Origin of the sequence: Vibrio sp. 10N.286.46.A8 (genome assembly GCF_041470165.1) — a bacterium.
GTDB classification, from domain to species: domain Bacteria; phylum Pseudomonadota; class Gammaproteobacteria; order Enterobacterales; family Vibrionaceae; genus Vibrio; species Vibrio tasmaniensis_A.
Map to the genome: position 1 here is coordinate 1 of NZ_JBFRLX010000001.1, position 14338 is coordinate 14338.

Genomic DNA, 14338 nt, shown 5'->3' on the forward strand with positions numbered 1-14338 from the left:
AAATAATATCTTTAAATATACCAAAGCGTAATTATAACGAGACTTCATCCAAATAATGTTTCCAGTTCATTAAAAAACAATTCAATACGTTCACATCGGTGTATTCGCATCCGCTTGGTTCTCTGGCATCGCATCGATAAAAGCGGGCAACTGATTACACGCTTCGACAATCGAATTAATTAGCGGATAAGGCGACATATCAACGCCAAAGCGCAGCGCGTTATACACCTGCGGCACTATGCAAACATCGACGATACAGGGCGAATCCGTGAGGCTATACACCGAGTCGCCATGTGCTTTTCTGTGCTTCGCTAACTTCTCTTCAACTGCTCGGAAACCTTGGCTCATCCAATAGTGAAGCCAATCCATTTTCATCTCTTGTTCGCAAGATAATTCTCTCTCCAAATATTGCAACACGCGCAGGTTATTAAGAGGATGAATTTCCATCGCAATATCCTGAGCCATCGCCAGTGCTTGATAGCGCAGTGGTGTTTGCTCAGGAATCAGCGAGACTTCCGGGCTACTCTCACAAGAATAGTGCTCATCGAGATACTGAAGAATAGCCAGTGACTGATTGAGTTGAACGTCACCATCCACCAGCACAGGCACTAACTCACTGGCATTGAGTTCGCGATATTGTGGATCATGTTGCTCGCCGCCATTACGCACCAAATGCACCGATTTCGACTCATAGTTGAGTTGCTTTAGGTTCAATCCAATACGCACTCGATAGGCTGCGGACGAGCGCCAGTAACCGTAAAGTATAATGTTCTTGTTCACGATGCTCTCGCTCATACTGAAACCCTATTACGTGGATTATAGCCCTCGATACTGGCTCACTTTTTGGTCTATCGCGCCAAAAATAGAATCACCTGCCGCATCAAACATCTCAAGCTTGATCGAATCGCCAAACGACATAAATTGAGTCGAAGGTTTACCATCGCGGATGGTCTCAATCATACGAACTTCAGCTATGCATGAATAACCCACACCGCCCTCGGCAATTGAGGTGCCATGGTCAGTGCCTTGCTTATTGGAAACCGTGCCCGAGCCAATGATTGCACCGGCCGATAGTGGGCGAGTTTTCGCAGCGTGAACAACTAATTCTGCAAAGTTGAAGGTCATATCCACACCTGCATTCGGGCATCCAAAAGGTGCGTCGTTGTAGGTTGAAGTCAGTGGCAGATGCACCTTGCTGCCTCTCCATTGCTCGCCAAGCTCATCAGGTGTTACCGCAACCGGAGAGAACGCCGAAGACGGTTTAGACTGGAAGAAGCCAAAGCCTTTCGCGAGCTCAGCCGGAATCAAGCCGCGCAGCGACACATCGTTCACCAACATCAGTAATCGAATCGACTCGTGCGCCTGTTTAGCACTTGCACCCATTGGCACGTCACCGGTCACAATCGCGACCTCACCTTCGAAATCGATGCCCCATTCGTCGCTGGCAAATTCGATGTTGTCACGAGGGCCGATAAACGCGTCTGAGCCGCCTTGATACATTAATGGATCGACCCAGAAGCTTTCTGGCATTTCAGCACCACGTGCTTTACGCACCAATTCAACGTGGTTTACATAAGCGCTGCCATCAGCCCATTGATAAGCACGTGGCAGAGGCGATTCACAATACTGAGGTGCAAACACTTCACTGCCTGTCACATGCCCGTTGTTTAACGAGGTGTATAACTCTTGTAACTGAGAAACAACGCTATCCCAGTTATCCAATGCTACCTGCATGGTTGGCGCTAGATGCATCGCATGGAAAATTTCGGTGGCAGCTACACATTGTTTAAGATCTTTGCTTACGACCATCAATAGACCGTCGCGAGTGCCATTTTTTTTGGTTGCTAATTTCATCCTTGTCCCTTACTTCTTATCGTCAGCCATGGTTTGAGAACCTGTCTCTTGCAAACCCGTGTCTTGCCAACTGTAGACATATTCTTTGTTCTCAACGCTATCGAGTTCATCAGAGAACTGCAGCGCGTGGCGAGTATCGATCATCACCGCCACTTCGTCGGTAAACTTCTTCTTATGCGCCTGACCTGCCTTAAAGGCTTTAGGGTGAGGTCCATGAGTGAAGCCTGCTGGATGGAAAGTCACCATGCCCGCTTCAATATTGTCACGGCTAAAAAAGTCACCAGCGTGATAGAAGAGTACTTCGTCGTAGTCGTCATTGTTATGGTAAAACGGCACTTTCAATGCACCTGGATCGCTCTCAATCGGGCGTGGTACAAAGGTGCACACTACAAAGCCTGCACCCACAAACGTCGTATGCGCAGAAGGTGGCAAGTGGTAGCGGTGTGACATCAGCGGTCTGATATCGCGCCAATTCACTTTCACCACGGCCAAATCACCATGCCAGCCAATTGCATCCAATGGATTGAACGGATAAGTGATCACACTGACTTTGTCGTGGCGTTTCACCTGAACTTGGGTTTGATCTTCTGAATACTGAGCGCGGAATTGATCGTTGATTGAAGGGATATCGAGTACCGCCGGATCAAACACCGCATGATTGCCGACCATGCCTTTCTCTGGCAGGGAGTAAGCCGCGTCTGTATTCTCAATCATCAAGATAAACATCGGCTCGCTTGGCTCTAAACGCCAGTTGGTCGAGCGCGGGATCATCACGTAGTCCCCTTCACTCACTGCTAGATGACCATAGTCACAATAGAGATCGGCGCTGCCTTGGTGAATGAACAACAGCTCATCGCCGTCAGAGTTACGCACTAAGAAATCCATCTTCTCATCCATGCGCCATACGCGGATTTTGCAGTCCGCATTGTGCAAAAGATGAGGCACCGCCCAAGGGGTTATCTGGCTGGCTTTTTCCACCAGCGTAAAATCAAAAGCGCGAGGGCGTAAATCCCCCTCCCACTCCGACCAACCTGTTGGGGCATGCTGGTGATGAAAGTGAGCGGCAGGGCCAAAGAATCCACTTCGGCCCGCTTCTCGCTCATAAATTGCCTCTTCGGGGAAGTCGGCGTGCGCTTGTTTAGAGCACACCCCCTCCCGATGAGGAAACGAGATCCATTTATGCATCGTCTAATACTCCTCGACGAATCTGGTCCTCTTCAATCGATTCAAACAGCGCCTTGAAGTTACCTTCACCAAAGCCTTCGTTGCCTTTGCGCTGAATGATTTCAAAGAACACAGGCCCAATTACCGTCTGTGTGAAAATTTGCAGCAAGATGCCGTCTTTGGTCGGCGCGCCATCAATCAGAACACGCAGGTCGCGCAGCAGATCAGTGTCTTCACCGTGGCCTTTCACACGATCGTCAACTTTCTCATAGTAGGTATCAGGGGTTGGCATAAAGTCCATACCGCGATCACGCAGAGTCTTCACGGTTTTGTAGATGTCATCCGTTGCGAGTGCGATGTGTTGGATACCTTCGCCGTTGTATTCGCGAATAAACTCTTCGATTTGTGATTTGTCGTCGGAAGACTCATTGATAGGGATACGGATTTTGCCACACGGTGAGGTCATGGCGCGGCTCACAAGGCCTGTCAGCTTGCCTTCAATGTCGAAGTAACGAATCTCGCGGAAGTTACCAAGACGCTCATAGAACCCAGACCACACATCCATATTGCCTTGCTTAACGTTGTGCGTGAGGTGGTCGATTTCATACAAACCAACATTGGCTTCGGCCATGCGCTGTTCCGCATCGTCATAGAATCGGAAGTCGACGTCGTAGATACTCTGCTTGCCATAACGATCCACAAAATAGAGCAGGCTTTCACCGATGCCGTAAATGGCAGGAATGCTCAGTTCCATCGGCCCTATTTCTGTCTTGTACTCTTCACCGCCGCCCTTAAACGCTTGCTCCATTGCAGCGGTTGCTTCATTGACACGAAAAGCCATGCCACAGACCGATGGCCCATGCACTTTAGCGAACGCTTCCGCTTGGCTGTGAGGCTGTTCATTGACGATAAAGTTGATGTCACCTTGTCGATACAGCCAAGCCTCTTTTGAGCGGTGCTTGGCGATCTCAGCAAAACCAAGTGACACAAACAGCGCTTTAAGTTGCTCAATTCCCTTGTGGTCAACGGCCGTGTATTCAACAAACTCGAATCCATCCGTGCCAAGCGGGTTGTATGTATCCACCATGAACTTTCTCCTTGTACCTATCGGTTTTGTGTTGTGTTGTGTATTTTTTGTCCTTAATTAAATTTGGCCCACAAGCCGAGATAATGGAATGGGTGGAGGAAAATGGGCAATTTCGATGAAATCCTGTCAGTTTGTAAAACATTTGTTACACACAAACTGTCAAGACAAGAAAGTGAGTGCTATCAAGGGATTGAAAGATGGTGGTTTGATTTACAGCAGAGCAAGAGATGTTACTGAATTGTTACATGCATCCTTTTTTCAGCTAAGGTAATAAATCGAACATTAGACTGAAGATGCAAAAAAGCCGCTGTAGTCAGCGGCTTGATGAGTTCTAGAGCGAACCTAATTCGACTATAAGATTCGTGTTAATCCCAGTTGAGAATCGACCAATTCGGTTGATCGGCTAAAGCTTTCAAACGCGGGCATGGATTCACCAAGTAAGCAAAGTCAGCGTGTTCACACAAAGGTAAGTCGTTGATTGAATCTGTATAAAAGTGAATGTCCGAGTAGTTGGTTTCTTGATTATCCAACCACTCTTTTAAACGGGTTACTTTACCTTCACGGTAGCTTGGTACGCCTGATATTTGAGAAGTAAAACGGCCTTGGTTTTCAATCAAATCAATACCGAGTGCATTCTCGATACCAATCTTGCGACCGACCGCTTCCACTAAGAAAGTTACACTGGCAGAGATGATCAACATGTCGATATCATCATTCTCAAGCTGCTCAATCAAAGGTTTCGACTGCTTGAACTGTCTAGGCAAAATATGCTGTTCAACACACTCTTCCACCAATGCGGTGACTTGCTCTGTTGGCATATCGGCCAAAGGCTGCATGGAAAATGTTAGGTAATCTTCCATGTTCAATTTGCCTTCCGAATATAAACCCATTAAGCGCTTATCTTCTTCAATAAAGTTGGGCGCTGTGGCAATGCCCCTTTCAACCAAGAACTCATTCCAGAGCATTGCTGCATCGGCATTGATCAGCGTTTCATCCATATCAAATACATACAAAGGTTTGAACATCTTAGGCTCTCACAGGTTGAGTTTCGTTAAGGTTAAAAAGGAGTTCTAGTTGGCTGCATGCTATAACGGGATTGTGACATTAAGAGCATATTTTAGTGGCAGTTGTATTTCACGGCTATGACAATCAACACATGCTTGTTTTTAAATACAACAGCTTATGGATTCAATTAGTATTGATACGCGACGTATTTAACTATATGTATTTAACTAACTAGATGTATTAGCTAACCAAGTGCTCATTAGCAAAAAAAAAGAAACTCCGACTGATTCTGTCGGAGTTTCTTATAGAGTTGGATATGCTTTAGCGAGACACCAGCTAATTGAACCTAAACGATTTTCTGCTCATGTTCCTTGCTCGACTCAGTTCCTTTCGACAAGAAACTGGCAACGATCTCTCTCAGTTTCCCTTGATTGACGGGTTTTGGTAAAAATTCATCCATACCCACATCGAAGCACAAATGCTTATCTCGTTGCACGACGTTGGCCGTCAGCGCAACGATCGGAATGTGTTTAGAGGTTCCTTCTTCGAGCGCTCGGATCTGCTTAGTCGCTTCGAAACCATCAAGAACTGGCATCTGGCAATCCATGAAAATCATCACATAGTCATTGGCCTTAAATTTCTCGACACCAATTTCACCGTTGTCTGCAATATCCACCTCAAACCCCAGCTTCTTAAGCATCATTTTGGCAACTTGTTGGTTCACTCTAGAATCTTCAACGACCAAAACCTTACCACTAAACGGATCAGCCACTGGTTTTGGCTCTTCTTTGATTGGAGCTTGTTTGTCTATTTGTGTCGCTCTAACAGAAGCAGATGTTGTAGCTTCAACAGAACTCGATGGTTTGGTTAATGGCACGGGTTGATGATCTTTAAACGCGACCTCACCTCGATTTGGATAGGTAAAGGTTGAGGTATCAGCCGATCTCGCCAGGACTTCACTCAGCGTCCATTTAAGCTGATTATCTTGATAAGGGCGAGCAATGTAGGCAACAAAACCCACTTGTTTGGCGCGTGCTTCATCCTGTTTTCGAGGGTCGGCAGAAATCATCACTAGCTTCGGACAAGCTTTGTCAAAACGCTCAATCAAACTTCTTGCTAATTGGAATCCATCAATAGACGGCATCACTTTATCAATCAGCACCAGATCATAAGGCAACGACTTCGCCACAGACTCTGAAACAAGCTCTAACGCTTGAGTGGCGGTTTCACAGCACTCAGACTTAACGCCGAATGATTGAAGTTGTGTTGAGGTAATACGCATATTCAACTGGCTGTCATCAACCAGAAGTACCGAGACTTTATTAAAATCTATGTTGCTCTCGTCAACGTCTAAGCTCGGGTCAAAGTCAGCGGTAAAGTAGAATGTACTTCCCTTACCTACGATACTGGTTAGCTCAAGCTTACTGCCCATTAAGGTCACGATCTTATCGCATATCGTAAGACCAAGCCCCGTGCCTCCGTAGATGCGGGTGGTGCTGCCGTCGGCTTGTTGAAACTTATCGAATACCGATTGTTGCTTGTCTTCTGCGATACCAATACCACTATCGGTCACCTCAAATTTCACTCTGAGCTTCTGTTCCGGCTCTATGACTTCTTCTAAACGAAGTGAGAGCATGACATGACCATGTTCGGTAAATTTGATGGCATTCCCGACTAGGTTATTCAGCACTTGTCTTAACTGAGTGCCATCACCAATCACCATGGTTGGGATCTTAGGATCAATCGCCAGTTGGAATTTGAGCCCTTTTTGCTCGGCTTTAACTCTGAAGGTCGACTCTACATCGGCAGCAATACCCATCATTTTCATCGGCTCTTGCTGAAGCTCTAAACGACCCGCTTCAATCTTCGAGTAGTCGAGAATGTCATTGATTAAATCGAGTAGAGTAAGCGAAGAGGTGTTGAGCATGTCGACATACTCTTTTTGCTCTTTCGGCATATCCATTTCAGAAAGCAGTGATGAAAGCCCAATAATCCCGTTCATTGGAGTGCGGATTTCGTGGCTCATGTTGGCCAGAAATTCACTCTTGTTGCGGTTCGCTACCTCTGCAGTATCTTTGGCTTTTTCCAATTCTTGGTATTGTTGGCGAATACGTTCAATCGACTGATTGTAGCTACTCTCTAGTGTCGAGATCTCATCACTGTATGTAGAGTTAGTGGGTGTTAAAAATCGCGGTTTGTTGTCTTCAACCTGTTGATGGTTGATCTGAGAAGACATGGTCATTAAGCGCTTGACTACAAGGCGATAGACGATGGTTAAACACACCAGAGACAATAAGAAGATTTTAACTGCTTCGAAAGCGAGCAATAATAAGACCCGATCTTCAAAGTCGTTGAGAATCATACTCAGATCAGACTGCACCGTGAGCGTCGCCAGTTGGAACTCTGAGCCTCCCATCTGATGCACCATATCCCAAGATTGAGAATAAGACTGACCGGACGTCTGTTGACCTAATTCTAAAATTTTTTCATCGGGACTTTCTATTAACAGATAACTGACCGAGGGTAAGCGCGAGATACCTTCAGCTTGCACAAACAGTTGCTCTCGGTCTTCAACCCACAAACTGGCGGTTAAGCCGGAAAGATAACCATCCTTAACCTGTTCGATCTGAGAACTGATAAAAGAAACTCGATTTTGGTACTCCACATACAAACCTAGACCTGTCACTATGACTGTGAATAAGGTACTAATTGCGATGATTACCCCGATCAACTGTCGGGAGAGTCCAATATAGCGTTTTCCTTTATTCACCATACAAAAATTACCATTATTGTTATCCTAGCAAACTACAATTACTCAACTAGTATAATAGTAGTCATTCATCAAATAACTAGGGAAGGTTATGAAAAAACATCTAATAGTTACATCCATAGTCAGTTTGTTTTCAAGCAGTTATGCTTTTGCAAGCGAACCTGTTCACTACTACATCATTGCAAGCCAAGCGCAACCTTTTCAGATCGAAACTGACGGGTCATCTCACAGAGGAATGGTTTCGGATATTGTTGAAGCCGTATTTGACGACAGCCAATACGAGATCGATTACCACACCTACCCTTTCAACAGAATGGTCGATAAGCTCGACGCTAGAGAGAATCCAAACTGGGTCACCTATGGCAGCCCAAGTTGGGGAAATATCCAATCTGTAAACCTGTCTAAAGATCCGATTTACAATGTAAAACATGTGTTACTTAGCAGCGGCAAGAAGCCATTTGAGTTCAACACTATCGATGATTTAAACGGAAAAGCGGTAGTATTACTGGTGGGGTTTGAATATCCAAATCTAGAGCCTTATATCCAACAAGGTAAGCTTAACGAGATTCGAGTTAAAGGTTACAGCGCGGCTTTTCGTGTATTAAACCGAACTCCGGGTGATACCGTTTTTGTTGAAATGGAATCTCGAATCAAATACAACCTAAATGAACAGAAACTCAGTATTGATGACTACCAGATGCAAGAGTTTGGCTCAGTAATCAATAACTACCCCATCCATTTAGCATTTGACCCAGAGATGGATCCTAAACTGCAAAACTTCATCGACCAGCGCCTCGACCAAATGAAAGACGATGGTCAGCTCAACGACATCGTACAGAGTTACTTATAGCAACAGCATCAGTTGTAACCTTCGCATAAAGGTATAGCTTAAGTAACGTAATTTAGCTCTCTTCGATGACTAACTCGCTCTTAAGCCTAAAAGGCCGCCCTGATTAGCACAGAAGCTAAACAGGGCGGCCTTTTTTAATTCATCTTTAAGGGCTAAAAGAGTTTACCTGCAATCGACCTACTTAATTTGGAACCACGAAGGTAAATGAATTAGTGTGCAGCAATCAAGTGCAGTTGCTGAGTACGAAGCTCTTGTCGTACTGCCATCAGAATCTTGCCTAAATGGTTCTCGCCGGTTCCATCGCCCCCATCCCCCCAGAAGTGGTCTTTGTGCGAATGCTCTTTGATCACCGAATCTCCGGTATTAGTAAGAAACAACGCAAACTGTGGGTTCTGCTTGAACTTCTCTGTGACAATGAACTGCATCACTTCGACACGAATGTCATACCAATCTTCCCGAACTTGGTCTTCATAATCACGGCTTAAAGAGAATGCTTCAGCAGGAGTCGAGGCTTCGAGAATGGTGTTGCGCAGCGCTTGAGAGGCAAACTTCATCGCTTGATAATAATGCTCGCTGGTTGCCCAAACTTGATCGTCGATTTTGATAGGACAAGCGGCAAAATTTGACAGGTACCCGTTTGGATCTTCAGGTTCATAGAACAGCACTTCTTTGGCTTTAGCCACCGAATTAGACATAGCCTTCTCCTTACCAACAACATCGCATATTTTTGCTTTAACTTTAAAATTAGTGGCGTTGCATATAACTGTCAAACAACTTAGTTAAAGAGTATGCCAAGGGCATGTTTTTAGTCGAGAACAAGTAATGTAGAGGAAGGACAATAGATTTAAATGGTGAGAGGCAAGGAGCATGGTTTACTTATAAAAAGCACAAACTTCTTTAAAAAAGGCATATAAATCAAAGGGTGGCGGTGCGCCACCCTTCTAAATGCAATGGGGATTGTTAATGAATTAGACCTAGCTCCCTCGCTTCTTCCAGACTAAAACCGCTTTCTCTAATTTCTCTTAGAGCTTCAATACGACGACGAGCTTCAGCAGATTTCATTTTCTTTTCTGGTTTGAAAGATACTTCTTCTTCAGCATCCCACTTATTTGCAATATTTGTCATTTCATCATGGTTGATAGAATTAATGGACATGTTTTCCTCCGAAAAGCACCATGTAATGGACAGGTAATCTGTAGCAAATGCTATTTCGCTTGTTAAGCAATTCTGTACTGAAATGTGATGATTCCGACGCTTCACAAAGCTAATTAATAAATGCCTCATTTAAACTTTGCCAAAGCCATTTTCTGCCATTACATTTAAAAGATTCCCCATAAGAAATGTGGTTTGATCCACCTCTCATTTTCCTCGTTCTCATTTCCTATTTCCCGCTGAAACTTCATGAAATAATCAAAAAATAATTCGAGTCACTTCATTCTTTTTGTGCTCTTCTCTTTCACTAAATTCAACACATGTTAATGATAATAGTTATCAATATCATAACTGAGTGTTTATCATGTCTAGGGAAAATTCAGAGACACCTCTTCTCGAAGTGAAGAATCTATGTGTCGATTACATTACCGATGACGGCGATTTTAATGCCGTAAAATCCGTAAGCTTTAACATAGGCCAGGGCGAGATTTTTGGTTTAGCGGGAGAGTCAGGGTGTGGCAAAAGTACCATCGCATTTGCCATTAACCGTCTGCATAAGCCACCGGCTTTCATCTCTGGCGGGCAAATACTGTTTGGCGGGCAAGATTTGCTGAGCTTATCGGACAGCCACTTGAACACCTTACGTTGGAGTGAGATCGCAATGGTGTTCCAGAGCGCGATGAACTCGCTTAACCCTGTACTGACCATTGAAGAACAGTTTGCCGATGTATTGCGCCACCACAAGGGCATGAACAACGAGCAAGCAAAAGATCGCGCCGAAAAGTTACTCGACCTAGTCAATATCCCTCGCCACCGTCTAACCGAGTACCCGCACCAGTTTAGCGGTGGGATGCGTCAACGTTTGGTGATTGCGATAGCTCTCGCGCTCAACCCTAAGTTGATGATCATGGATGAACCGACCACAGCACTGGATGTGGTTGTACAGCGTGAAATTCTGCAGCAAATACACCAACTCAGAGAAGAGTTTGGTTTCTCAATATTGTTTATCACCCACGACCTCGCACTAATGAGCCAACTGTGCGATCGAATTGCCATTATGCGTCATGGACAGATAGTTGAAGTCAACCAAGCCCATGAGATTCGCAATAACCCTCAGCACTCCTACACCCAAAAGCTATGGAGTTCCTTCCCCAATATTCACGAACACGCTCACGCAACTGCGTGCTAGGAGAGCTCCATGTCACAACCTATTTTTCAAGTAAAAAACCTTGTTAAAGAATTCACTGTTGGTGGTGGATTTGGCAAAGAAGAGATCTTTAGAGCACTGCATGGGGTGAGTTTTGATTTACATGCAGGTAAAACATTGGCACTGGTTGGCGAATCAGGCTGCGGGAAAAGCACCTGCGCTCGACTGATGACCAAAGTGTATCCGCCAACAGAGGGAGAAATACTGTTCAATGGCAGAGATATTTCTACCTTAAAAAGTCGTAAAGATATCTTGGACTACCGAAGCCGCGTGCAAATGATATTTCAAGACCCATTTGGCTCACTCAATCCAACCCACACCATTGAACACCACTTAACACGGCCCCTTAAGATCCACAAGCAAGTTGCTACGAAACAAGCTCTCGCAGAGCGTCTCAACGAGTTATTAACGCTGGTGGAGTTGCCCATCGAAACTCTCACCAAATACCCTCATGAGCTCAGTGGAGGCCAAAGACAGCGCATAAACTTAGCCAGAGCACTCGCAGTCGGTGCTGAGGTTATCCTTGCCGATGAACCCACCTCGATGTTGGATGTTTCAATACGACTCGGTGTTTTGAACCTAATGCAGAGGATGAAGAAAGAGTTAGGGATAGGTTTTTTGTACATTACGCATGATCTCGCAACAGCACACTACATCGCAGAAGAGACAGCTGTGATGTACAAGGGACAGATCGTTGAGTGGGGATCAACCCAGTCGATCTTAACCAACCCACAACACCCATACACTAAGTTATTGATCTCTGCTGTGCCCGATCCTGATCTACCATTTGGCGAACTCGTGAAAAATGAGCCAAACTATTCAATAGACGCTGATCGTATTCGTGAACAAAGCAGTGAAATACAGCATGAGATCAAGCAAGTTTCAGATAATCACTATGTTAAACAGTGGGATAACGTTGCATGAATGAACTAGACACTTGGTTAGAGCGGATCGGAAATTGGTACAAAGACCGAAAGCATGATCAAGTGGAGAAGTTAGAGCCTTTGATCTTAACGCCTCCAGATGCACTCTGGGGGCCTTTGATCACGGATGAACAGAGCAAAGGCATCGCATGCTGGTTAGACGGATGCTTGAGAATCTTTACGTTTTATCGATATAAAGATGAAATTCTGACGGCATCGACAAAGCTTCCACCACCAAGCCCACCATCTATCTCAAACGAACTTAGTGGCTCGCACCATCAGGAAAAAGCTTTCCAATACCTGATGTTTGCCTATAGCAAGCTTCAAGCTGTGTCTTGTAATCCAAAATCAGAACCTGACTTACAAGAGTGGTGTACACAGCGGCTACAGCACTTGTGTGTATTGGCTTTGGAGTTTACCAACCAACAACAAGAACCGCGCTGGAAAGAAGAATCAGAAAAATTGATCGAATCGCATGTACGCTTTATGGCAAGTCAATACCAGAACGATGATCAAAGAGCTTCGATTGCTCCACATTAAGATCGGCCAGTTACCCAATGTGCCCTCACACCAGTTTAAAATATGAGGGCACAAGCTTGAGCCTTACATCAGATATCAATGTCCGCCACATACTTAAAGTCAGAAACATTTAAGCATGTAGTATCTAAGCTACGCATATTCTCAGGCTCATTGATCGAACTAAGAATCAAATTTTTCAGGCAAGGAACACTATCTTGGGCATCAGTCAATATACCATGAGAACCTTGATCGTAGGTCAAGCTGAGCATATTCGAGAATTTCTTAGCAGAAACTTCAGCCAGCGCAGGTGGTGTAATACCGTCATTCGCGCCGTTGAGAATGAGCACAGGATAATCAACCTTCTCCATAGAAGCATAAGAGCTGCTGCTTAGAGGCTCAACATCCATGGCTTGACATGCTTCAAGCGTCAATCCCAAATTAGTACTATTATCTACTACATTTTGTACATCCGCTCCCCACTTTGCTCGACTCTCATGATGACTTGTGTAGTAGGGCTGTTTAACTGGTTCCTCAGAACAAATATTTGCTAACCCCATGGCAGCAAAATGACTTGGATTAGAAGGGTTATAAGCATTGGCCTCAAAAGCAATTAATGCGTCTAACACAGTTTCTGTTTCTTCTTTGGTTAATTTAACCAATTCAACTGGGTTAAATTTACCAGCGGTAGGTATACTGTCATCGCGACGGATGCTTCTTGTGGTCAAGTAGCTGACAAAAAAATCATGGTACTTCTCATCAATCTGAGCAAGTTTAATATTTAAATCTGATTTAAATTTCGTTTCATCGCAGTAGCCGGTACTGCGCGCGCACACCTCTAGAACTCTATCTAGCGCTTCATAGTTTGACCAAGGCATATCCTTAATGCCATTCATTTCGATGGGAAAGACACCGTCTAATACCATCATTTGAATTGTATTGGATGCCTGATACCCAGCTTTAATCTGCTTTTGCTCTTCACGAGCCATTGTCATAGCTAGACGTGTTCCATATGACACACCATAAAGCTTCCACCCACCGTCTATTTCTTTAACTTCAGAGAGTTTCTTCTCTAGCAACAGTAAGTCTAATGCATTGTTTATATTAGTATGTTGATTCAAGTCCACGCCATCGTTGACATATTTATCCTTGCAACCTTTAATCTGCTGAGCAGTACCAGAGTCTTCAAATTCGCAGCTCAAAGAGGGAGTAGAATACCCGGTACCACGTTGATCAACAAAATAGATGTCATGATTAGCCGATAAAACAGAAAGATCATTTTCAATTTCTTGGGCCCAATCAATAGACATGCCGCCCGGACCACCATTAAGGTGTAAGAAGGCGCCTTTTTTGGGTCCCTGCGAAAGAGTTTTAGCAACCGCAACTTTAATTTTTTTCCCCTCTGGCTGCGTGTAGTCTTCTGGCACCTCTAGAAGCCAACAACTATCAACCGTCCTAGGCTTTACATAGTTCTTGCCAACCAATTGTAGTTGATTACATTGCACCGTCTGCAGTTGAACCGACACATTTGATAGCGTTGATAAGTTTACTAGGCTAGTACCGGTTACTGATGGAGTACTGCCTTCATCCCCTCCTCCACATCCAGCGATCACTGTTGCAATCACTAATACTGCTAATTTTCTATTCATCTACAAAACGTCCCTACCAAAATATAATTAGGGAAGGGTATTATTGATTTTCAAAATTAAACATGAAAAGAATGGTCTTGATAATTGCGTCTTTTTATATTTGAAGAAGCTATAAAAGGAATATTGGCAATAAATACGTAAAGATGATCAAGTTATACGGC

Annotated in this window: 14 protein-coding genes; 5 read left to right on the forward strand and 9 right to left on the reverse strand. The window is 44.5% G+C overall.

Annotated features, from left to right (window positions below; all coding sequences use genetic code 11):
* Positions 1-90: 90 nt before the first annotated feature.
* From maiA to hppD, 4 genes are read right to left on the reverse strand one after another with little or no spacing between them, the layout of a single operon-like run.
* Positions 91-795: a maleylacetoacetate isomerase gene (maiA, locus tag AB4232_RS00005; RefSeq protein WP_372043947.1), complete on the reverse strand. Its 705-nt coding sequence runs from the start codon at positions 793-795 to the stop codon at positions 91-93.
* A 21-nt stretch (positions 796-816) separates the two neighbouring features.
* Positions 817-1854, reverse strand: coding sequence for a fumarylacetoacetate hydrolase family protein (locus AB4232_RS00010; protein WP_372043948.1), 1038 nt, complete (start codon positions 1852-1854; stop codon positions 817-819).
* Positions 1855-1863: 9 nt separating this feature from the next.
* Positions 1864-3039, reverse strand: coding sequence for a homogentisate 1,2-dioxygenase (locus tag AB4232_RS00015; protein WP_102525649.1), 1176 nt, complete (start codon positions 3037-3039; stop codon positions 1864-1866).
* Positions 3032-4105 (reverse strand): 4-hydroxyphenylpyruvate dioxygenase, encoded by a 1074-nt coding sequence (gene hppD / locus AB4232_RS00020; protein ID WP_017100488.1) that lies wholly within the window; start codon positions 4103-4105, stop codon positions 3032-3034. The genes AB4232_RS00015 and hppD overlap by 8 nt, the downstream gene beginning before the upstream one ends.
* 88 nt (positions 4106-4193) lie before the next feature.
* On the opposite strand from hppD, the gene AB4232_RS00025 reads away from it, so the two are divergent.
* A complete protein-coding gene (locus AB4232_RS00025) occupies positions 4194-4376 on the forward strand; it encodes a hypothetical protein (RefSeq protein ID WP_372085554.1) in 183 nt (60 codons plus the stop codon).
* Positions 4377-4470: 94 nt separating this feature from the next.
* Here AB4232_RS00025 and AB4232_RS00030 read toward each other — a convergent pair whose 3' ends face one another.
* Both AB4232_RS00030 and AB4232_RS00035 read right to left on the reverse strand, forming a co-directional pair.
* The gene (locus tag AB4232_RS00030; RefSeq protein ID WP_372085555.1) at positions 4471-5130 is read right to left on the reverse strand and encodes an HAD family hydrolase; all 660 of its coding nucleotides are present in this window, start codon (positions 5128-5130) and stop codon (positions 4471-4473) included.
* Positions 5131-5456: 326 nt separating this feature from the next.
* A complete protein-coding gene (locus AB4232_RS00035) occupies positions 5457-7883 on the reverse strand; it encodes a response regulator (RefSeq protein WP_372085557.1) in 2427 nt (808 codons plus the stop codon).
* 88 nt (positions 7884-7971) lie between these two features.
* Here AB4232_RS00035 and AB4232_RS00040 point away from each other — a divergent pair, with 88 nt between their 5' ends.
* Positions 7972-8730: a substrate-binding periplasmic protein gene (locus AB4232_RS00040; RefSeq protein ID WP_372085558.1), complete on the forward strand. Its 759-nt coding sequence runs from the start codon at positions 7972-7974 to the stop codon at positions 8728-8730.
* Positions 8731-8939: 209 nt separating this feature from the next.
* Here the strand turns inward: AB4232_RS00040 and AB4232_RS00045 are convergent, their stop codons facing one another.
* Positions 8940-9500, reverse strand: a complete 561-nt coding sequence (locus AB4232_RS00045) for an NADAR family protein (protein WP_372085559.1) — start codon at positions 9498-9500, stop codon at positions 8940-8942.
* 190 nt (positions 9501-9690) lie between these two features.
* The gene (locus AB4232_RS00050) at positions 9691-9885 is read right to left on the reverse strand and encodes a PA3496 family putative envelope integrity protein (protein WP_004732575.1); all 195 of its coding nucleotides are present in this window, start codon (positions 9883-9885) and stop codon (positions 9691-9693) included.
* 361 nt (positions 9886-10246) lie between these two features.
* Between AB4232_RS00050 and AB4232_RS00055 the strand changes: the two genes are divergently transcribed.
* Genes AB4232_RS00055 through AB4232_RS00065 form a run of 3 tightly spaced genes read left to right on the forward strand, consistent with a single transcriptional unit; the run spans position 10247 to position 12552 of the window.
* Complete coding sequence (locus AB4232_RS00055) at positions 10247-11071, forward strand: ABC transporter ATP-binding protein (RefSeq protein WP_372085561.1); 825 nt, start codon at positions 10247-10249, stop codon at positions 11069-11071.
* A 9-nt stretch (positions 11072-11080) separates the two neighbouring features.
* Positions 11081-12013 (forward strand): ATP-binding cassette domain-containing protein, encoded by a 933-nt coding sequence (locus AB4232_RS00060; RefSeq protein ID WP_371726830.1) that lies wholly within the window; start codon positions 11081-11083, stop codon positions 12011-12013.
* On the forward strand, positions 12010-12552 hold the full coding sequence (locus AB4232_RS00065; RefSeq protein WP_009846019.1) for a hypothetical protein: 543 nt from the start codon (positions 12010-12012) through the stop codon (positions 12550-12552). Before AB4232_RS00060 ends, AB4232_RS00065 begins: the two co-directional genes overlap by 4 nt.
* A gap of 68 nt (positions 12553-12620) precedes the next feature.
* Here AB4232_RS00065 and AB4232_RS00070 read toward each other — a convergent pair whose 3' ends face one another.
* Positions 12621-14177 carry an alpha/beta hydrolase gene (locus AB4232_RS00070; RefSeq protein WP_372085562.1) on the reverse strand — a complete coding sequence of 519 codons (1557 nt, stop codon included), beginning with the start codon at positions 14175-14177 and terminating at the stop codon, positions 12621-12623.
* Between the last annotated feature and the right edge of the window lie 161 nt (positions 14178-14338).